Source organism: Flavobacterium aureirubrum (assembly GCF_038739835.1).
Classification (GTDB): Bacteria; Bacteroidota; Bacteroidia; order Flavobacteriales; family Flavobacteriaceae; genus Flavobacterium; species Flavobacterium aureirubrum.
This window is the reverse complement of the sequence record NZ_JBCGDO010000020.1, coordinates 1-21,323: the sequence shown is the minus strand read 5'-3', so window position 1 is coordinate 21,323 and position 21,323 is coordinate 1. Positions and strand designations below refer to the sequence as shown.

At 33.1% G+C, this 21,323-nt stretch carries 18 protein-coding genes; 12 read left to right on the top strand and 6 right to left on the bottom strand.

The window, feature by feature from the left end:
• Positions 1-40 precede the first annotated feature (40 nt).
• A complete protein-coding gene (locus WFZ85_RS12990) occupies positions 41-1,099 on the bottom strand; it encodes a nucleotidyltransferase domain-containing protein (RefSeq protein ID WP_342696728.1) in 1,059 nt (352 codons plus the stop codon).
• A complete protein-coding gene (locus tag WFZ85_RS12985; RefSeq protein ID WP_342696727.1) occupies positions 1,096-1,719 on the bottom strand; it encodes a putative polyvalent protein kinase domain-containing protein in 624 nt (207 codons plus the stop codon). The genes WFZ85_RS12990 and WFZ85_RS12985 overlap by 4 nt, the downstream gene beginning before the upstream one ends.
• Positions 1,720-1,865: 146 nt before the next feature.
• Here WFZ85_RS12985 and WFZ85_RS12980 point away from each other — a divergent pair, with 146 nt between their 5' ends.
• Positions 1,866-2,954 carry an AAA family ATPase gene (locus tag WFZ85_RS12980; protein WP_342696726.1) on the top strand — a complete coding sequence of 363 codons (1,089 nt, stop codon included), beginning with the start codon at positions 1,866-1,868 and terminating at the stop codon, positions 2,952-2,954.
• Here the strand turns inward: WFZ85_RS12980 and WFZ85_RS12975 are convergent.
• The 3 genes from WFZ85_RS12975 to WFZ85_RS12965 all read right to left on the bottom strand — a co-directional run bounded on the left by WFZ85_RS12975 (position 2,951) and on the right by WFZ85_RS12965 (position 7,763).
• Complete coding sequence (locus WFZ85_RS12975; RefSeq protein WP_342696725.1) at positions 2,951-5,371, bottom strand: S8 family peptidase; 2,421 nt, start codon at positions 5,369-5,371, stop codon at positions 2,951-2,953. The two genes, WFZ85_RS12980 and WFZ85_RS12975, sit on opposite strands and share 4 nt — an antisense overlap.
• Positions 5,372-5,384: 13 nt before the next feature.
• Complete coding sequence (locus tag WFZ85_RS12970; RefSeq protein WP_342696724.1) at positions 5,385-6,134, bottom strand: nucleotidyltransferase domain-containing protein; 750 nt, start codon at positions 6,132-6,134, stop codon at positions 5,385-5,387.
• 207 nt (positions 6,135-6,341) lie between these two features.
• Positions 6,342-7,763: an RtcB family protein gene (locus WFZ85_RS12965; protein WP_342696723.1), complete on the bottom strand. Its 1,422-nt coding sequence runs from the start codon at positions 7,761-7,763 to the stop codon at positions 6,342-6,344.
• Positions 7,764-7,967: 204 nt separating this feature from the next.
• Between WFZ85_RS12965 and WFZ85_RS12960 the strand changes: the two genes are divergently transcribed.
• Complete coding sequence (locus WFZ85_RS12960) at positions 7,968-8,987, top strand: helix-turn-helix transcriptional regulator (protein ID WP_342696722.1); 1,020 nt, start codon at positions 7,968-7,970, stop codon at positions 8,985-8,987.
• A gap of 5 nt (positions 8,988-8,992) precedes the next feature.
• Here WFZ85_RS12960 and WFZ85_RS12955 read toward each other — a convergent pair whose 3' ends face one another.
• Complete coding sequence (locus WFZ85_RS12955) at positions 8,993-9,703, bottom strand: hypothetical protein (RefSeq protein ID WP_342696721.1); 711 nt, start codon at positions 9,701-9,703, stop codon at positions 8,993-8,995.
• Positions 9,704-10,189: 486 nt separating this feature from the next.
• On the opposite strand from WFZ85_RS12955, the gene WFZ85_RS12950 reads away from it, so the two are divergent.
• From WFZ85_RS12950 to WFZ85_RS12905, 10 genes are all read left to right on the top strand, one after another.
• Positions 10,190-10,621 carry a MarR family winged helix-turn-helix transcriptional regulator gene (locus WFZ85_RS12950; protein ID WP_288109982.1) on the top strand — a complete coding sequence of 144 codons (432 nt, stop codon included), beginning with the start codon at positions 10,190-10,192 and terminating at the stop codon, positions 10,619-10,621.
• Positions 10,622-10,721: 100 nt separating this feature from the next.
• A complete protein-coding gene (locus WFZ85_RS12945; protein ID WP_342696720.1) occupies positions 10,722-13,112 on the top strand; it encodes a 3-hydroxyacyl-CoA dehydrogenase/enoyl-CoA hydratase family protein in 2,391 nt (796 codons plus the stop codon).
• 112 nt (positions 13,113-13,224) lie between these two features.
• Positions 13,225-13,578 carry a four helix bundle protein gene (locus tag WFZ85_RS12940; RefSeq protein WP_288109979.1) on the top strand — a complete coding sequence of 118 codons (354 nt, stop codon included), beginning with the start codon at positions 13,225-13,227 and terminating at the stop codon, positions 13,576-13,578.
• A 100-nt stretch (positions 13,579-13,678) separates the two neighbouring features.
• Positions 13,679-14,860: an acetyl-CoA C-acyltransferase gene (locus WFZ85_RS12935; RefSeq protein ID WP_342696719.1), complete on the top strand. Its 1,182-nt coding sequence runs from the start codon at positions 13,679-13,681 to the stop codon at positions 14,858-14,860.
• A 79-nt stretch (positions 14,861-14,939) separates the two neighbouring features.
• Entirely contained in the window at positions 14,940-15,344 is a 405-nt protein-coding gene (locus WFZ85_RS12930; protein ID WP_342696718.1) for a four helix bundle protein, read from the top strand.
• A 38-nt stretch (positions 15,345-15,382) separates the two neighbouring features.
• Positions 15,383-17,173 (top strand): acyl-CoA dehydrogenase family protein, encoded by a 1,791-nt coding sequence (locus WFZ85_RS12925; protein WP_342696717.1) that lies wholly within the window; start codon positions 15,383-15,385, stop codon positions 17,171-17,173.
• Positions 17,174-17,746: 573 nt separating this feature from the next.
• Positions 17,747-18,487, top strand: coding sequence for a hypothetical protein (locus WFZ85_RS12920; protein ID WP_342696716.1), 741 nt, complete (start codon positions 17,747-17,749; stop codon positions 18,485-18,487).
• A gap of 140 nt (positions 18,488-18,627) precedes the next feature.
• The gene (locus tag WFZ85_RS12915; protein WP_342696715.1) at positions 18,628-19,089 is read left to right on the top strand and encodes a GNAT family N-acetyltransferase; all 462 of its coding nucleotides are present in this window, start codon (positions 18,628-18,630) and stop codon (positions 19,087-19,089) included.
• An 86-nt stretch (positions 19,090-19,175) separates the two neighbouring features.
• Positions 19,176-19,721 (top strand): hypothetical protein, encoded by a 546-nt coding sequence (locus tag WFZ85_RS12910; RefSeq protein ID WP_342696714.1) that lies wholly within the window; start codon positions 19,176-19,178, stop codon positions 19,719-19,721.
• A 737-nt stretch (positions 19,722-20,458) separates the two neighbouring features.
• Positions 20,459-21,103, top strand: a complete 645-nt coding sequence (locus tag WFZ85_RS12905) for a peptide deformylase (protein ID WP_342696713.1) — start codon at positions 20,459-20,461, stop codon at positions 21,101-21,103.
• The last annotated feature ends 220 nt before the right edge of the window (positions 21,104-21,323 follow it).

Genomic DNA, 21,323 nt, shown 5'->3' with positions numbered 1-21,323 from the left:
TCTATCTATTTTGATACTAAACTACTATTTTAAAACATAATTACCTATACAATTCTTCACGAATACTTATGAGAATATCAATGACTTTTTCCACATCTGGGGTTTCGGGTAAAGTACTTGTTTCATAGTGCTTTTCTATAGACGCAATTAGATTATTTGCCATCAGTAGTAAATCGTCATACTCCATTTTGCCTGCTTTGATAGCTAGCAACTCATCTCGGTTGGTTACTTTTATATGCAATGTTCCTTTGCTTAAAATGTGCTCGGCAGTTTGCAACAAACGTATGGTGTGCATCATGTTTTTACTGTCATAATTTTTGCCGTGTTCTTTGTTGGTGTTATAACGTTCTTCATTGCGTTTTTCTATCCAATCCCAATATTCCTTGTATTCTTTACAATATTTGGAATAACCGTCTTGATTGCAAGAGAGATAAGCTAGCTCTTTCTCGCCTTTTGGAACGGATGACAACGAAACCTCGTTGGAGAATTCATTTTTAACAATTCCTCGATACTCTAAAGTAGCCGTTTCGTCATAAAACAGCGCATACATTCCTTTGGAGTTGGGCATGTTGATTAAACCACAACGTTCTTGAAGCAAACCATTACTTTCCAACCATTGCGAAAGTACAACCGAATTATAGCCTTGCAACACATAACAAAAATCCAACAGACTTTTCTTTTGCTTTTCCATTGGGTTGACGATTTTTTTGTTCAAACCCGTTGCCTTTTTGATTTGCGTCATGGCATAACCGGCAAAACTGTCTTTACAGAGTTTAGACAAAAAATCATCCAACTGTAATCGTTCCATTAACGGATGTTTGTACAGAATACAATCGGTTGGCGATGCTAAAATCTCAAGAATATTGGGATTGTTTTTGAGTAACAATTCTACAAAACGACCGATTTCATAATACACCTCATCATTGGTTTCATTACTAATTTGAGGAATATAATGCAACCCATAAAACTGCTCTTTTGGCAAATAATACACGCCTTTAATATCTGTGTCCGATGTTGGCGTGTCTAACCCAAACGACTTACTGCCCGAAATGACTTCGAAGAGGATTAGGTTTTGGGATTTTAGGTCTTGAATGGTCATTTGTAAAATTGTTCCGTTAGGTAAAAAACGGTATCGATAAATTTTAATATACCATTTTGCGTAAGCACATTTTCATCGTGCAAATCTTCCAAAATGATTCCCCATTCTGGATGATAATAATCGTTATTCTTTTTATTTATAAAACCGGCATTTTCCAAAAAAAGTTTAACATGTTCTAAGTTGGTTTTTTCGGTGGCTAACACAAAATTTTGTTCGACCACCGCATAAAAAGTAGTATGCGTTTTGTAAAAACCTAAAAGGCGATAAGCTGTATCTGGAAAAAAACAATTATTTATAAGTAAGTTGTTGAAGTAATCTTCCCAACTGGAATAGTAAATAGAATCATTTAGTTTTAAAACTTTACGACTATCTTTTAGGTAAACCAACTGTTCTGCACCATTGGAAACAAATTGTTTTACATCAATTTTTGGATACCAGAGCGAATTTTGGTTAGCAAATTGTACTAAAAAGCCTTCTTCTTGTTTTTTGAAGTCGATACTTCCTTGAGCCATTTCACTTGAGCTTTTGCTTTCTCTAAGGTAATGGGTGACTGCTTGGATAGTTGCTCCAAACTCAACTTGGCTCTTTCCTGAAATGATATTTTGTAGTTCATGCTTCATGGAATTGTTGACACAAAGATAATGATTTTCTTTTTACACCTAACAGGCTTTGGAAACCTGTTAGGTGTTGTATTACTTAGTTTTTGAAATAGCTTTGAAGAAAGTTTGGGGTTGGGGTTTTAGGGTTTGGATGGTTATTGAAACAAATGTGTTTAATTTTAACAGCAAACTTACAACTAAAAGTAAAAAATGATTACTTTTGTAATAAAATGAGCCAATTTGATTATATAAAAGAAATTGCGAAATATGGTCTTGAAAATGACCAAGAGAAGCTATTGAACGTTTTAAACGATCTCATTGAATATTCTAAAAATAGTAAAAAGACAAATTTTGCTATACAATTACAATCCATTTTAAAGGAATCTATTCGCCAACAAAAAACTAGTTCTTTAACTAAAGTTGGTTCTGATTCTTATTTCAATAGAATTGAAGATAGAGAAGTTGGTGATTTAATTTTAGAAAAACTTACCTCTGATTATCGTCTTGACAATATTGTCGCAGATGAAAACGTAATTGATAATCTAAATCATTTTATTGAAGAACATCATAAATCAGAAGTTTTAAGAAAATTTGATTTACCGATTGCTAATAAATTATTGTTACATGGTCCATCTGGATGTGGAAAAACTTTAGCTTCTTATGTTGTCGCAGGTGAATTAAATAAAATGATGGTTGTGGTTAATTTAGGTGCTATTGTTTCCTCTAAATTAGGTGAAACAAGCAAAAATCTTTCTAAAATCTTTCGTAAAGCGGCATCAGAAGATTGTATAATTTTTATTGATGAATTTGATTCTTTAGGTAAAGTTAGAGATTACAGTCAAGATCATGGTGAAATGAAAAGAGTTGTAAATACAATACTGCAACTTTTTGATTATTTACCACAATCAAGCATAGTTATTGCTGCCACCAATCAAAAAGAAATGTTAGACGAAGCTTTATTAAGAAGGTTCGATTTTTCTATTGGTTTTAATCTACCTACTGAAAAAGAAATAAAAGACTTGATTTCTTTAACATTAAAAAATGGTAATTTCACTTTTGACAACAAAACTAAAGCTAATAAAGTAATTAAAAGCTGTATTGGATTATCTTATTATAGTATCCAAAAAACTTTGGTTACAGCTATCAAACGAAGTTTATTTGCTATTGTAAATCCTGAACTTATTTTATCTGCAAAGATTGATACTACTGTTTGGCAAAATTTAATTGAGATTGAAAAAAAATCAATGAATATTTAATTTTCTGCTTCGAGGTCTGTATCAATATTATTAATAGCTTCTAGATTATTAATTAGTTTCATTTCATCATATAATTTACCTGAATAAGTATTTTTATAAGGAAGTTCCTCTACAGAAATTACTAATGAAAAATTTATAGCTTTATCTTTAAGCTTAACTTTATCTATGTCATTCAATAATTTATGCAATTTAGAATTAATTGCAATTTTAACAACTATTTCTCCTTTTTCATTAATATTCTTTTTTAGAAAAGGTTTGGTTAAATTAAATTCGGTTTTCTGAACATTACTTAATACTTTTCTTTTGAAATAATAATCTTGTGACCAAGAATCTTTCAATTTAACATCTTTTACCTCGCTATCATTAATTATTTCAAGCTCTTTATCATTAAAATATCCAAATGCTAAATGAATAGGACAATAAGTAAATTGATTATGGTAGATTGGATTAAATTTGAAACAAAGTGTGGTTTTTATCTTAATTATCGATTTTTTATTCAATAATTTCATTAAGTAACTTGGTAATTTAAGAGAATATGATTTAATCTTTTCTGGTAAAATGTTATCTTCTATTATTAATGTAACATTATTATCAGTCGAATTCAAAGCTTTTTCTTCAATTGGAAAACCGTTGCCAATTACATTCTGCTTTTTGATTTCATTTAAAATATCTTTATTTTCTTCAATACTAGATGAATTGATTATTAACGCTTTAACTGTTTGCATGTTGTCTGAAAGCTGAGGATAAACGTTTAAAACTCTCGCAGCTAAATTAGCGGTAAAAGGTGCTGAGTAACTTGTCCCGATTTCTTTTTGAAAAAAATGTCCAGTTTTTATAGTCAAAACCTTTAACCCTGTTTTTGAGAAGTCTGTCTCTGTGTCAATATCTCCTCCATAATTAATTAAATCAGGTTTGAATAAATGCTTATTTACCCTATTAGTATTTTCTCCATCTTTTTTATTCTTAAAAATTTTCAAATCCCAATTATAATGAAAAGTTCTGCTAATAATACTATGAATAGTTCCAATAGGTGCATTTCTTACTAACTCATTATTGTCAAGATTTGATGCGTACGCTCCTACACATATATTATTCATGCTTTCAGATGGACTTGTTAAATTTGAGCTTTCAATTTCAAAATGACTTTTGTAATCTATAATTTGATTTGTATGAAAATTAAAATACTCGTTGAAGTTACCAATTGAAATAAAAATAAGTATATTCAACTCAAAAGATAACAAATCTAATCCATAAGCATACTCAGAAACTTTTTCATTATACTTTTTGTATTCGTTATAACCAATTGTTAAAGTAAAAATTCTCACATTATATTCTTCGTGAGCTCTCCTAATTAATTGTATAACATCTTTTTCAAAAATAAAACCTGTATTTCTATCTAAAGTTTTTATACTCAACAATTTTGCATCAGCTTTGAAAGCTCCTATGTGATTAGGATATAACTTATCACCTAAAGCAGCAATTAGCGCAACCGACGTTCCATGATCACAGTTATCTATTAATGAAGAAAAGTCAGTTAAATTGTATGAATCATCATTAATTATTATCTTTTCTAATGGAGACTTTTTCTCAATACCAGTATCAATAATACCAATAATTGGCATATCATCCTCCCAATTTGAGATTTCAAAACCAAAAGACTTATTCGATAAATTAAAATTATTAGGACTTACAAATCCTGAATTATATGAATTAACTGAATGAATTATATCAAAATTATCAACTATCTCAGAAATCAATTCTTGGCTGACTTCAGCTAGCTCAATTAAATCCATATCCGCATTATATTTATACTTAATATCAAGTTCATCCAAGTATTGAAATAAATGCTTTTTAATAGACTGACTTAAATTGTCTAATGTTAAAGTATTAATTAAATTTAATTTTACAAGTTTTTTTATTTGCTTCAAGTTGACAATTCTATCAGAAGTTAAAAACGAGAATTCTTTTATAAACTTGATATTATTATTATAATTAGATTTATGATGTCCTCTTGAATCAGTATTAATAAAAATTTCAAGTTGATTTATGAAATAATTAAATAACCTTATATCCCATATAACAAATACTCCAACAGTGTTCCATTCCTCATACATAACTAACTCAAGTCCAAAATCATTTCTATACCTAACTTCAAAAACTGAAGAATCAAAAACATCATGAAAAGTAATTTTCATCATTTCAATATTTTCAGGTATATCAAGTGTTTTACTCCTCTTTCTCTCAATTCTATCAATCTGAAAATTTTTCAATGACCTTTTAAAATCCTCTTTTTTTGGAGAATAATCAATTATTGAGTCATCTACATCTTTATTGTCATTACCTGAATATCTAGTTTTTTGTTTATATCCGACCAAACCTTCAACAGGATTTTTGAAAAACAAATGTGATTTTTTCATCTACTTAATTAATTTAATTATTTATCATCCTCCTAAAAACCCCATCCAATTCCAAACTCATCTTCTTACCACTACTCAACCCAACAGCTTTCTCTTGATTAAACTTCACTGTTTCCATCAAGAAATTAGTAATCAAAGCCTCTTTTGGGTGCAAGTATTTTTCGTCTTGGTTGGCTTTTATTTGCATCAATTCTTTTACTTTTTCTTGTATGTTTGGTGGCGCAATGGGCAACAATTCCATGAAATCTACTGGTGGAAAACTGTTGTGTTCTATAATCCATTTTCCGGCTAAGGCTGTGCGCAAAGCGTAGAAATAACTTTTTAGTTTTACTTCTTCGGCTTGGCATACGTCCATGAAATTCTTGGTCGTACCCAAATAATGGTGCAAACAAGCTATAGGCGAAAAGCAATCTTTTGCCAAACGGCGCATTTCAGCTATAAACGCTTCATTTTCAAAATACACCACTGGCGAAAACAACCACTCCAGCAAAGGTGCGTTGGATTTTGCTAATAATTTTACGGCTTTCCGTAAATCCCAACCTGAACCGTCCAAATTATCCTCGGTCATAAACTCAATAACATCGGTTTGTTCCCAAAGTGATAAGTAATAATCTAAATCGTGTTTGTAGATAAAACGGATGTCATAGTCGCTATCAGGCGAGGCAAATCCCCAAGCACGACTACCCGATTCTACCGCATACAAGATTTCAACTCCTTTTTGAAGTTCTGCCTCTTTTAACTTTTTAAGTATTATTTCTTTCATGGCTAATTTCTCAAATGTAAGAAAAAAAGCATTCCCAATCTATGTATAAATACCTAATTTGAAATGCTCTAAATCCAATCGTTTTATCCAATTTAAACTATGCGACTTACTTGGTTGCGCAGGAGGATTCGAACCTGCATGTATTGGATTTTATGTAACATTACAACTGCTCACTGAAAACTGCTCACTGAAAACTGAGACTGAATACTAGTCCTCACGACTTCCATCATCCGCCATGCGAACCAATTTGGGAGTAAACTTTGCCACGACATCAACCAAATCTTTTTGGGCTTCCATAACCAAATTAATGTCTTTGTAAGCCATTGGTGCTTCGTCTAAACCTGCGCCAATTAAGGTTACACCATGATCTTTTAATACGGCTTGCATTTCGACTTTGGTAATGTTTTTCTCCGCTTGGGTTCGGCTCATTTGTCGTCCTGCGCCATGTGAAGCCGAGTTGATGGCGTTCTCTTCACCTTTTCCTCTTACTAAAAATCCCGGTGCGGTCATACTGCCTGGAATAATTCCCATGACGCCTTTTCCGGCTGGTGTCGCACCTTTTCTGTGTACAATTACTTCTTCGCCATTCCAAATCTCTTTCCAAGCAAAGTTATGGTGGTTTTCTACTTTGGTTAAAACCGTTGCGCCCAGTGCTTTTTCCATTTTGTTATGGATAACTTCATGACACGCAGAAGCATAATCACCTGCTAAGTTCATAGCTATCCAATATGCTTGTCCCAACTCAGAATTCATATCCAAATAAGCTAAGTTTCGGGCTATTTCTGGAAGTTTACAAACGTCTTTCGCCATTTTAGTATAATGCCCAGCAACGGTAGCACCAAAACCTCTCGAACCCGAATGGGTTAACAATGCCACATATTTCCCTTTAGGAATTCCCAAATCGGCATCGGCTTCCATGAATTCCATAATACCAAATTCCACAAAGTGATTGCCACCACCAGACGAACCCAATTGTGACCAAGCTTTGTCTTTCAAATTTTTTATAAACGAATTGGCTTCAAAAACAGGGCTATCCAAAACAGCATGCTCAGCTTTGTACTGACCTTGAAAACCATGACCTGCACCAAACTTGGTGTGCGCAGTCAATTCTCGCTTAAATTTATCTTGATTGGCATAATAAAAATCTTCTGTAATATCATAAACCGATAACGCCATTCGACAACCAATATCAACGCCAACACCATAAGGAATTATCGCGTTTCGAGTAGCCAAAACACCACCAATAGGCAATCCATACCCTTGATGTGCATCAGGCATTAACGCACCAGCAACGGTAACAGGCAATTGCATCGCTACTTCCATCTGTTTTTTGGCACCTTCTTCAATATGGGCTAAACCATAAGCCGTAAAAGCATTGGGTGTTGGATTTAACTGAATGAAATCTTCTGGTTTTTCATTGGCTTTTTCGATTAAGGCAACAGCCAATTTGCTAAAAATAGCATCATCAATATAATTTTCGGGATTTTCAAGAACCAATTTAAAATGTGCCAACATTTGTTCACGAGTAAAACCATGTCGTTTGCTGTTTATTTTTAAGGCAATGCCGATGATTTGTCCTTGTGGCAAACCCAATTCCATTAGATCATTTCCATTGATAGGTGTTTTCATTTTCTTTTCCTTTTGTGAAACCCGACTTATTTCCGATGAATAAATCGGGTTATTGTTTTACATTACAAATATTCAAAAACTACTACGCAATTATTTTGCGTAGTAAATAATAAACTTTAAATTTGATTGGTTTTGAAAACTGTAAACTGTAAACTGTAAACTGTAAACTGAAAACTGAACACTGAAAACTGAAAACTAAACAAAATGGCTCAAAACAAAAACGCACTCATTCGCTATAAAACCATTGATAAATGTTTGCAAAATCACTACCGCCAATGGACTTTGGAAGATTTGATTGAAGCAGTTAGTGAAGCATTGTATGAATATGAAGGTAAAGAAAATCCGGTAAGCAAACGAACCATTCAGTTGGACATTCAACTAATGCGTAGCGAAAAACTGGGCTACAATGCGCCAATTGAAGTATACGACAAAAAATACTATCGCTATGCCGATGATGACTATTCGATTACAGATATTCCCTTAACCGAAACCGATATTAATGTGCTAACCGAAACAGTTTCTATGCTAAAACAGTTCAAAGACTTTTCTTTGTTTCATGATGTTTCGGATATTTTACAACGATTGGAAGATAAAATCTATTCCGAAAAATCGCATACGCAACCGGTAATCCATTTAGATAAAAACGAAAACTTAAAAGGACTGCATTTTCTAGACGAATTGTATCAAGCCATAATCAAAAAAGTAGCCCTTAAAATTACCTACAAGTCGTTCACGTCTCGTGATGAAAATACGTTTTTGTTTCACGCCTTTATTTTGAAAGAGTTCAACAATCGTTGGTTTTTAGTAGGCAGAAAACGTAGTGCAGCACCTATAAGTAATTTAGCATTAGACCGCATTATTGCAGTAGATTATGATTTTCAAACACCTTATTTAGAAGAAGAATTTGATGCTGAAAAATTTTATAAAAATATAGTTGGCGTAACCGTAAACACCGGATTACAACCCAAAAAAATAGTACTTTGGATTGACCGAACCAATGCGCCTTATGTGATAACAAAACCATTACACAATTCCCAACGATTGATAAAAACCAACGAAGATGGAAGCATTATCATTCATTTATTTTTAGTAGAAAACTACGAATTGGAGCGACTACTTCTCGGATTTGGCAACGGTATAGAAATCATCAAACCAGAAGGAATGCGCAAAAGGATGAAAAGCATTCTAGAAAAAAGTTTAGAGAAATATAAATTGGGGGAATGAAATAATTAAATAATAACCACCACTTTACTCCTATCATCCTCCAAAGGAACATAAGTGCCGTCTAGTTCCTTGTAAAAATCAAGTACTAAAATAGTAAACAAGATACCATCAGTAAGCTCCATTTTAGGCACTTCAAGTGTAATAGAATTAGGTAGCGTTGTGAGGTTGTAAAAGTGTTTATCACTCTCACACAAAGAATTCGTTTTGGTCTCAAAATTAAAAGCTAAAGTCAAAACAGTACAACTAACACTAGTTCCACCATCGGGAAGTACGATTCCATCAGTAGTAAATTGTAATTGGTTATTTGTAATTGTACAATCTAAAGAAATTGCCATTTCAGGATTAAAATGAAACCTTTTTAGTTGATTTTGTGCTTCAATAGTAACGAGTGCTTTGGCTAATGTACGTTCACCTCTTATTGATTCTGTATCAAAAACCAACAACTGACGCATCTTTTTAGTCAAGTTATTCACCACCAAAAGATTATTTTTTTTAGGTAAATAATCCTTCAAAGCCAACCGAAGTTCCTTACAAGTAGAAGAAACCCGTCCAAACTCAGAAGCATTCTGCCTACTTAAGGCATACTTTGGCGAAGTTTTTAAAGCTTTTGTAGTAAAGCCACTTTTAGCTCTCATAATGATTTGGTCTTCCAATTTATAAAGAACATAATCATCAATTCGCTTAGGAAATTCTCCTTCTACTTTAACTCTAGCCATCGTTTGTACTTCATTTTTTTATATTCTTCTTCGCTCCTGTCTTGTTTCTATTTGCTGCTTAGCTGTGGTAACCTAAAATAATACTAATTTTCAATGCATTTGCAAAAAATAAACCTTTTTTTACGAACAAGTTACGAACCAAATACAAACCAGAGATAACCTACACTTCGCCATAGTTGCTTTATAGCAACCCTATAGATACTGCATAGCAACGGTAGGGTTGTGGTACGCTAACAATTTAGACTCTCAAACTAATAACAAAACAAAAACTTAATATACTTTTTTGAAATACAGATTTATTAATGTTAAGAATTTCTTTAATCAGTGTTCCAAAATAAAGGGTCATTTAACTCACTTCTCACCTCATTTTTTGTACCTCAAACTTAAAAAAAATACTATGCATGCATAAAATTTAACACAAATACTATGCGTGCATAATAAATATTTTATATATTTGACAACAGAAAGAAAACGTTGTAGTAAAAAATGAAAGACAAAACCATAGATTACATTCTACGTGCCACCTGGCAGGCCGTTTCAAGAATGTACAACGAAGAAGCATCAAAGTTTGACGGCTCAATGGCGATAGGTTTTGCACTTCTAAGCATTGACAAAGAAGACGGAACACCATCAACGGCTATCAGTTCTAGAATGGGAATGGAAGCAACTTCATTAACTAGAACCTTAAAAACATTAGAAGAAAAAGGATTAATCATACGAAAGAAAAATCCAGATGATGGTCGTGGCGTGTTAATTTACCTAACCGATTTTGGGAAACAAATGCGAGCACAATCTAAAGAAACTGTACTTAAATTTAATGAAAGTATCCGAAAAAATATATCAGATGAAAAACTTCAAAACTTTATAGAAGTCGCAGATATAATTAATGATTTGATTGCAGAGAAAAAGATTTTTTAAATTAAGAATATAGAACATAGAATAAAGAATATAGAGGTTGAACTAGACAGTAAAGTCTTTTTTCTATTCTCTATTTTCTGTTATCTTTAAAAAGAAAAACATGAAACGAACAATTAAAAAAGTGGCAGTAGTCGGCTCAGGAATAATGGGTTCAGGAATTGCTTGTCATTTTGCTAACATCGGTTTGGAAGTACTACTTTTAGACATTGTGCCTAATGCACTTACTGAAATCGAGGAAAAGAAAGGACTAACTTTAGAAAGTAAAGTGGTTCGCAATCGTTTGGTAAATGACCATTTAGCAAATGCTTTAAAAAGCAACCCATCACCTATTTACAGTCAGAAATTTGCTAGCCGAATTACAACAGGAAACACAACGGATGATATGTCCAAAATTGCAACTTGCGATTGGATTATCGAAGTAGTGGTAGAGCGTTTAGATATCAAGAAATTGGTTTTTGAACAAATCGACAAATTCCGTAAACCGGGAACATTAGTAACGTCAAATACATCAGGTATTCCAATTAACTTTATGAGTGAAGGAAGAAGCGATGATTTTCAAGCCCATTTCTGTGGTACGCATTTCTTCAATCCTGCACGTTATTTGAAATTATTCGAAATCATTCCAGGTCCAAAAACATCACAAGAAGTATTGGATTTCCTTTTTGAATACGGTTCAAAATTCTTAGGAAAAACTTCAGTAATTGCTAAAGATACTCCAGCTTTTATCGGAAACAGAATCGGTATCTTCGGAATCCAAAGTTTGTTCCACCAAGTTAAGGAAATGGGATTAACCATTGAAGAAGTTGATAAATTAACAGGTCCAGTTATTGGTCGTCCAAAATCGGCAACATTCAGAACTGTTGACGTAGTTGGTTTAGATACGTTGGTTCACGTAGCTAACGGAATTTATGACAATTGTCCAAATGATGAAGCACACGAATTGTTCAAACTACCAGATTTCATCAACAAAATGATGGAAAAAAAATGGTTAGGAAGCAAAACAGGACAAGGATTTTACAAAAAAGAAGGTAAAGAAATCTTATCGTTAGATTTAGATACTTTAGAATATACAGCGGCTAAAAAAGCATCGTTCGCCACTTTAGAACTTACCAAAACAATTGACAAACCAATTGATAGATTTAAAGTTTTGGTAAAAGGAAAAGATAAAGCTGGTGATTTCTACAGAAAAAATTTCTCAGCAATGTTTGCTTATTGTTCTAACAGAGTTCCAGAAATCACTGACGAATTCTACAAAATCGACGACGCTATGAAAGCTGGTTTCGGTTGGGAAAATGGTCCGTTTGAAATTTGGGATGCCATTGGTGTAGAAAAAGCAATAGCAATAATGGAAGCTGAAGGATACAAACCAGCAGCTTGGGTAACGGATATGTTGATTTCAGGAAACAAATCGTTTTATTCGGTTAAAAATGGTAAAACGTGTTTCTACAACATTCCATCAAAAGCTCAAGAAGAAAAACCAGGTCAAGATGCATTCATTATTTTAGATAACATCAGAGAAAGTCACAAAGTTTGGGGTAACTCAGACGCTTCAGTTATCGATTTGGGTGATGGCATTTTGAACTTAGAATTCCACTCTAAAATGAATACTATTGGTGGTGGCGTTTTAACCGCTATCAACAAAGCTATCGACTTAGCTGAAAAAGAGTATAAAGGATTAGTAATTGGAAATCAAGGAACGAATTTCTCAGTTGGAGCTAACATCGGAATGATTTTCATGATGGCTGTTGAGCAAGAATACGACGAATTGAATATGGCTATCAAAATGTTCCAAGACACAATGATGCGAGTGCGCTACTCCTCTATTCCAGTAATTGTCGCGCCTCATGGAATGACACTTGGTGGTGGATGCGAAATGAGTATGCATGCTGACAGAGTTGTCGCCGCTGCTGAAACCTACATTGGTTTAGTAGAATTTGGAGTGGGTGTAATTCCTGGTGGCGGTGGATCTAAAGAAATGGCTTTACGTGCAAGTGATTTATTCCGTAAAAATGATGTGGAATTAAATGTTTTACAAGAAAACTTCCTAACTATTGGAATGGCAAAAGTAGCAACATCAGCTTACGAAGCGTTTGATTTAGGAATTTTACAAAAAGGAAAAGACATCGTTGTGGTAAACAAAGACCGTCAAATTGCTGTAGCGAAACAAGTAGCATTACAAATGGCTGATCAAGGTTACACACAACCAGTAAGAAGAACGGATATCAAAGTATTAGGAAAACAAGCATTAGGAATGTTCTTAGTAGGAACAAACCAAATGGTTGCTGGGAAATACATCTCAGAACACGATTTAAAAATTGCTAACAAACTAGCTTATGTAATGGCTGGAGGCGATTTATCTGAACCAACATTAGTAAGTGAACAATATTTATTAGACATCGAACGTGAAGCTTTCTTGAGTTTGTGTACAGAAAGAAAAACTCTAGAGCGAATTCAGTTTATGTTAACTAAAGGGAAACCGTTGAGAAATTAGTATTAAGACAGAAGTATTAAGTATTAAGACTTAAGAGTGTAGATATTAAATAAAAATTAAACAGGATTGGAAGTCTTGATACTTAATACTCCAATCTTAATACAAAACAAATATGCACAATTTTGAAAAACTAAAAATCTGGCAAAAAGCAATGGACATAGCTGTTGAAGTTTATGAAATTTCTTTGCTTTTACCTGATGATGAAAAATTCAATTTGATACATCAAATAAAAAAATGTGCAGTTTCTATTCCTTCTAACATAGCTGAAGGTTCAGGTAGAAATCATAATAAAGAATTTATCCAATTTTTAGGAATAGCTAATGGTTCTACTTTTGAATTAATAACTCAACTAATACTCGCAAAAAGGTTAAAACTAATATCAGAAGAAATAATACAGCCTATAATTAACAAATTAGTAGAAGTTTCAAATATGAATTTCTCTTTTCAAAAAACATTAAAAACATAAGTATCAAGATAATTGTATTAAGTATCAAGACATAATTGTTAGAAAAAATCTTAATACTTTATACTCCAATCTTAATACAAAAAAATTAATACAATAAAATATGAAAACAGCATATATAGTATCCGGATTTCGTACAGCAGTTGGAAAAGCGCCAAAAGGAGTTTTCCGCTTCAAACGTCCTGACGAATTAGCAGCAGAAACCATCGAACACATGATGGCACAATTTCCTGATTTTGACAAAAAACGTATCGACGACGTAATGGTTGGAAACGCAATGCCAGAAGCTGAGCAAGGTCTAAATGTGGGACGATTAATTTCCTTAATGGGATTAAAAGTAACTGACGTTCCAGGTGTAACAGTAAATAGATACTGCGCTTCAGGATTAGAAACTATCGGAATGGCAACAGCCAAAATCCAAAGTGGAATGGCTGATTGTATCATTGCCGGTGGAGCTGAGAGTATGAGTTTTATCCCAATGGGTGGTTATAAACCAACACCAGATTACGCTGTAGCAAAAGAAGGAAACGAAGATTACTATTGGGGAATGGGTTTAACAGCAGAAGCAGTTGCCAAACAATTCAACGTTTCTCGTGAAGATCAAGATGAGTTTGCTTACAATTCACATCAAAAAGCCTTAAAAGCGCAAGCCGAAGGTAAATTTGATAAACAAATTGTTCCAATTACCGTGGAGCAGACTTTCATCAATGAAAATGGTAAAAAAGAAACAAAATCATACGTAGTAAGCAAAGATGAAGGTCCAAGAGCTGACACCAATATTGCTGCTTTAGGAAAACTAAAACCTGTATTCGCAGCTGATGGTTCTGTAACAGCAGGAAACTCTTCACAGATGAGTGATGGTGCGGCTTTCGTTTTAATCATGAGCGAAGAAATGGTAAAAGAATTAGGTGTTACTCCTATTGCTAGATTAGTAAATTTTGCATCAGCAGGTGTTGAACCAAGAATTATGGGAATTGGTCCAGTAAAAGCTATTCCAAAAGCACTAAAACAAGCAGGATTAACCTTGAATGACATCGATTTAATCGAACTAAACGAAGCATTTGCCTCTCAATCATTAGCTGTTGTTAGAGAATTAGGTTTAAATCCTGATATCATTAACGTAAACGGTGGCGCGATTGCACTTGGACATCCACTAGGTTGCACAGGAGCAAAATTATCCGTTCAATTATTTGACGAAATGCGTTTAAGAAAATCCAAATACGGAATTGTAAGTATGTGTGTAGGAACTGGACAAGGTTCTGCAGGAATTTACGAGTTGTTGTAATTTGAAGAGTATAGAAAATAGAGAATAGAAAATAGAGAATAGAAAATAGATTTTGAGTTTAATTATATAGAGTTTTGTTATGAGACATAATTATAAAAATTTGAAAGTATGGCAATTAGGAATTGAAATTGCAAATGATATTTCTGATATTTTATTAGAGTTTCCAAAACATGAAAGATATGATTTAAGTTCTCAAATGAGCCGTTGTTCTGTTTCTATTCCAAGTAATATTGCTGAAGGTTCATCTCGAACGGACAAATCGTTTAGTCATTTTGTTGATATAGCTTTAGACTCTTCTTTTGAATTAATAACACAATTAATTGTTGCAAAACATAGAAAATATATTGATGAAGAAACCTTCATAAAATTAGAAAAGAAAATAGAAGAATTTCAAAGAATGACAATGTCATTTCAAAATGGATTAAAGAAAAGTATCTTCTCAATGATCCCGTCTATTTTCTATTCTCTATTCTCTATATTCTAAAAAATAAAATAACTATTAAAATTAAAAAAAATAAAAAAATGAGCGATATAACCAGAGGAGGACAATTCCTAGTTAAAGAAACAAAGTGTGAAGACGTTTTCACACCAGAAGATTTCTCAGAAGAGCAAATCATGATGCGTGATTCTGTTAAAGAATTCGTTGATAAAGAAATTTGGCCAAATAAAGACCGTTTTGAGCATAAAGATTACGCATTTACAGAAGCCGTAATGAAACAAGCAGGAGAAATGGGATTTTTAAGTGTTGCCGTTCCAGAAAATTATGGCGGAATGGGAATGGGATTTGTGGATACTTGCCTAGTTTGTGATTATATTTCGGGAGCGACAGGTTCGTTTTCTACAGCTTTTGGGGCGCATACAGGAATTGGAACCATGCCAATTACATTATACGGAACAGAAGAACAAAAACAAAAATACGTACCAAAATTAGCTTCTGGTGAATGGTTCGGAGCGTATTGCTTAACAGAACCAGGAGCAGGTTCGGACGCAAATTCAGGAAAAACAAAAGCGGTTCTTTCAGAAGATGGAACGCATTACAAAATCACAGGACAAAAAATGTGGATTTCTAACGCAGGTTTTTGTTCTGTATTTATTGTATTCGCAAGAATTGAAGATGATAAAAACATTACAGGTTTCATCGTAGAAAATGATCCAAGCAACGGAATTACCATGAACGAAGAAGAACATAAATTAGGAATTCGTGCTTCTTCTACGCGTCAAGTTTTCTTTGCAGATACTAAAGTTCCTGTAGAAAATATGTTGGCTGCTCGTGGCGAAGGTTTCAAAATCGCTATGAATGCATTGAATGTTGGTCGTATCAAATTGGCAGCCGCTTGTTTGGATGCGCAACGTCGTGTAACTTCTAACGCTGTGAACTATGCTAACGAAAGAATACAGTTCAACACGCCTATATCATCTTTTGGAGCTATTCGTTATAAACTAGCCGAAATGGCAACTTCGGCTTATGCTGGAGAAAGTGCTACGTATCGTGCTGCAAAAGACATTGAAAACAGAATAAAACTTCGTGAAGCTGAAGGCGCAAGTCATCAAGAAGCCGAATTAAAAGGAGTTGAAGAATTTGCTATCGAATGTTCTATCTTGAAAGTAGCCGTTTCGGAAGATGTTCAAAACTGTGCCGATGAAGGAATTCAAATTTATGGCGGAATGGGTTTCTCTGAAGACACACCTATGGAAAGTGCTTGGAGAGATGCTCGTATTGCCCGTATATATGAAGGAACGAACGAAATCAACCGAATGTTATCCGTTGGGATGTTAATCAAAAAAGCGATGAAAGGTCACGTTGATTTGCTTGGACCAGCCATGAAAGTGCAAGAAGAATTAATGGGAATTCCATCTTTTGACACACCAGATTATTCAGAGCTATTTTCGGAAGAAAAAGAAATGGTAGGCAAATTGAAAAAAGCATTTCTTATGGTAGCAGGTGCTGCCGTTCAAAAATACGGAATGGACTTGGATGCACACCAACAACTATTAATGGCTGCTGCCGATATGTTGATTGAAATTTACATGGCGGAAAGTACTATTCTTAGAACTGAAAAATTAGCTAAAAAAGAAGGAGAAGCTAAAGTTCAAGAGCAAATTGCCATGGCAAAATTATACTTATACAAAGCCGTAGATATTGTTGCCGCTAGAGGAAAAGAAAGCATTATCTCTTTTGCCGAAGGCGACGAACAACGCATGATGCTTATGGGGCTACGCCGATTTACAAAATACACCAACATGCCTAATATTGTTGGTTTAAGAGAAACTATTACAGCTAAGTTAGTGGCTGAAAATAGTTATTGTTTTTAGTTTTAAGTTAAGTTAATTGTTTGGAAAACCATCCATTTTTTTGGGTGGTTTTTTTTATAAATAGTTTTTATTTCCAATCATTGCTATCCGATAAAAATTCAATTTAAGACTTTTTACATAAAAATTATTTAACTCGCAAAGGCGCTAAGACGCTATATACTGAAAATTTTCTTTGCCCCATTGTGTGTTTGCGAGAAACAATCAAAACCCCAAACTGGTGCTCGTCTGTTACGAGTACCTACTTAAATTAGAACAAAAATCGTAGCATTTGCTATGCGGTTAACTAAAAAAGAAGTAATAATTAAGATTCTGTTTTATATTATTGTTTTCTCAAAAATACTATATTTGATAAAATGTTTTAAAACCCGCGTTACAAACGCTTTATTTGTCAAATAAAGGTAAATAGGTACTCGTCATAGACGAGCACCGGAAAGGATTTCTATATTGACCAAGCCAAAAATAAAGGTATTGTTTCAAAGTTAGTTTAATAAAGATTAATTAATTATTGTAAATCAATTAAAATGTAAATTTTAGATTTAATTAAAACTATTAAAATAGTTAACATATAAAACTATGAAAAAAATTAGTATCCTTTTATGCCTCATTTTTAGTTTAATTTCATTTTCCCAAGAGAAGAAAGTTGTAAAAGCAGGTTATATTACTTTCAATAGCAATTCAATACTTGAATTTAAAAATCTAACTATTGAAAATGGAAATGCAACTTATTTTAATGAAGTTTCTCAAACAGAAACAACGTATCCGTTAACCTCCATAAAAAAGATCATGGATATCAATGGTACAATAGTCTATGAGTCTGAAAACAAAATAAAAGTCAAAAATGTTACTAATGAGCAAACTTCAAGAAAAGAAACTGTAGTTCTTAAAAAGAAGAGTGAAAAACTTATTTATAAATCAGCATCCAAAATAACTTTGAATGATGAAATCCTTACCGATGATCAATTAGCAACAGTTTTAAAAGTAGAACCAAGTATTTACAATCAATATAAAAAAGGGGAAAATGGAGCCATGCTTGGCAGTATTTTAATAGGGGGAGGAATAGGTTTTTTCATTGGTAGCGGATTAAGTAATGTATCACTTGCCAATAATGGAAAAAAAGGTTCTTCAGCTTTCCTTATTGTTGGTTTGGCTACAGCTGTTGTTGGAATTCCTGTAAGATTAGGCGGTATTAAGAATATTAAAAAAGCCATCGAGGGGTATAATTCTATGCCCAACAAAAATGTTACCTATTTTGATAAATCAGCATTAAAAGTTATCGCCAATGACAATGGTATTGGTTTTCAATTGGAGTTTTAATTAAACCCCGACTGCCCGGTTTATTCAACTACTATTTTCTTAGTAATTCTTACTTTATTTGCTTCAAAAACAGCCAAATACATCCCCGATAGCGCGGGTGTAAATTGTTGTTTTCAAAAAAACCTACACGATCAAAAAAAATGGAGATACAAATAAAAAAATATTTAAATACAGACAGACTTGGTTGCATAAACGCTTTTAAGAGTAATGTCCCTACTTATTTCACAAATCAAGAGGTACAGGACTTCGAAGCCTTTTTAACAAGACTTGAAAGCGACGATAACAAAACTCAATTTTATGTAGTTAATCATAATAACAAAACGATTGGTTGTGGTGGGTTTGGAGATAAAGATAACAACGGAATCATTTCATTGGCTTGGGGATTAATTCATAAAGATTTTCATAAAATGGGTTTTGGTGAAAGGCTATTGAACTATAGAATTGAACAAATAAAACTGCTCAAACCAAAGTTTCCTGTAATTATTGATACTACTCAATATTCATATGGTTTCTTTGAAAAGTATGGATTTAAAGTCACCAAAATAACAAATGATTACTATGAAATTGGAATGCATAGATACGATATGATTTTAGCAATTTAGATTATAAATATTCGACTTTTAGATCGCAGCTTGTGCGAGCAGCTCGGTCTAACCAACAACCAACTTTACATTATCTAAAATAAATAATGAAAAACATTCATATTTCTTTTTGTCTTTTTATCTGGATTGCATTTAGTTGTTCCAAAGAAGAAGTTTCAAAAACCACTATTTATAATCAGAAAGCCAATGATTTAATTTTCCAAACTTTAAAGGAAAATAATTGCAAGTGTATTCTAGAAATACCAGAAGAATCATTGGTAGATATTAATAATTCAGAAAACCCAGGCTATGATATCAAATCAAAACTAAAAATGCAACTCAATCTAAAAACGGATGCAAATCTCGATAGTCTGTTATCGGTTTCAAAAAACTTCAAATTGGACAGCGAAAAAATTAAGGTCAATAAAATTAAAATAGTCAGCTCGAAAGATATTTGGAATATAAAAAAAGGAGAAGATAGTCACACTTTAGAATTGTGCAAAACTGGAATATTTTATATAGTCAAGCCAATATTTAATGAAAATTATACTAAAGCCGCTTTTGATTATGGTCTTGCTTTTTCTTGTGTAAAGCTGCTACCAACCCCAATTTATGAGTTCAAAAAGGATAAATGGATAGTATCAAAAAACTAAAAAAGTTTCATTCTGCAAACCCGATAGGCGGATTTGCAATCCGTGACCACAAACTAATTTCAAAAAAAAAATTCAAATAAACCCCAACCTTTGTCAATGTATCCTAATTTGGCAAAGGTTTTTTTTTGACTAAATATTACTCCCACAAGCAGAAAAACCATCAAAACATTGTTTTTTTAGGTAAAAAAGACGCTTTGTAACTACTTCATTTTCAGTCTTAAAAAATAAAAACAACAGTATAAGACTAAACTAAGTATAGCTTTATGCTCAACTTAGTGTAGCCTTATACTCAACTTAGTTTAGCCTTATGCTCAACTTAGTATAGCTTTATACTCAACTTAGTATAGCTTTATACTCAACTTAGTATAGCCTTATGCTTAACTCAGTTTAGCTTTATACTTTACTTAGTTTAGCCTTATGCTTAACTTAAGTAAGTATAAGTACATAGTGATCGAAGTTATTTACCAAAATCTGTATCTTTGAAAAAGTCCCCGATAGCGCGGATTTGCAATCCGTGACCACAAACTAATTTCAAAAACAAATTCAAACAAACCTTTCCTTTGTAAATGTTTCAAACCTGTTAGCAAGAAGTTTTCTCACGTTAACAACTCATTTATAAACTTTAGCAGAATATTTTGTCAATGTAGCAACTCATTGATACATACAATCCGAAAATCTGAATATCCGAAAGTCTGAAAATCTTAAAATAACTATCTTTGAAAAAGTTCCATTTCGTTATGAATTCTATAATCAAATCCGTTATTTTCGCGCTATTGTTTTCTACTGTGGTACATTCGCAGCAATATGAAAAGCTGACCACTCAGGAAAAAGAGTTACTACTCGCGGATACTACCCAAATGATGCGGGTAACGCAAACCAAGTTTCACAACGATTCTATCATTTTAAAAAGTGTTTCCAAATCTATAAATCCAAAAGACAAACTAACCAAAGTGTTGGCAAAACGAATGCTGAAGTCGGTTCAAGATGTGAACCATCGTGGTGTTGGGATTGCCGCGCCACAAGTTGGTATTAATCGTAGAATGGTTTTAGTTCAACGATTTGACAAAGAAGATAAACCGTTTGAAGTTTTCATCAATCCCGAGATTAATTGGAAATCAGAGTTGATGCAAAAAGGTCCAGAAGGCGATTTATCGTTTGACGAACGCGGCATGATTATGCGTCATTACTCAATTCAAGTGCAGTATTATAACTTGAAAGGCGAAAAAGTGACCGAAATTCTCGAAGGTTTTACATCCGTTATTTTTCAGCACGAACGCGACCATTTGGACGGAATTCTCCTCATTGACCGACAAAAAGAACAAGAAAATATGAAATTCAAACCGTCAACCACCAAAGTCAATTTGTATTTTATTGAAAAATAAACTGGTGTTTTGTAATTATTCCTTTTGTTTTTTGAATGGAATATCTAACTGCAAAAGTTGAACCTAGTATATAGCAAAAACCCACTCGATTGTGTGGGTTTTTCGATCTGTCAAAATCAAACAAAACAATAATCAAACTATTTTATGGGAACACGAATTGGTTATCTTTTCATAAACATATTTGTGTAATATTTTCTACCGGTTTGACTGTCGGTGGTTA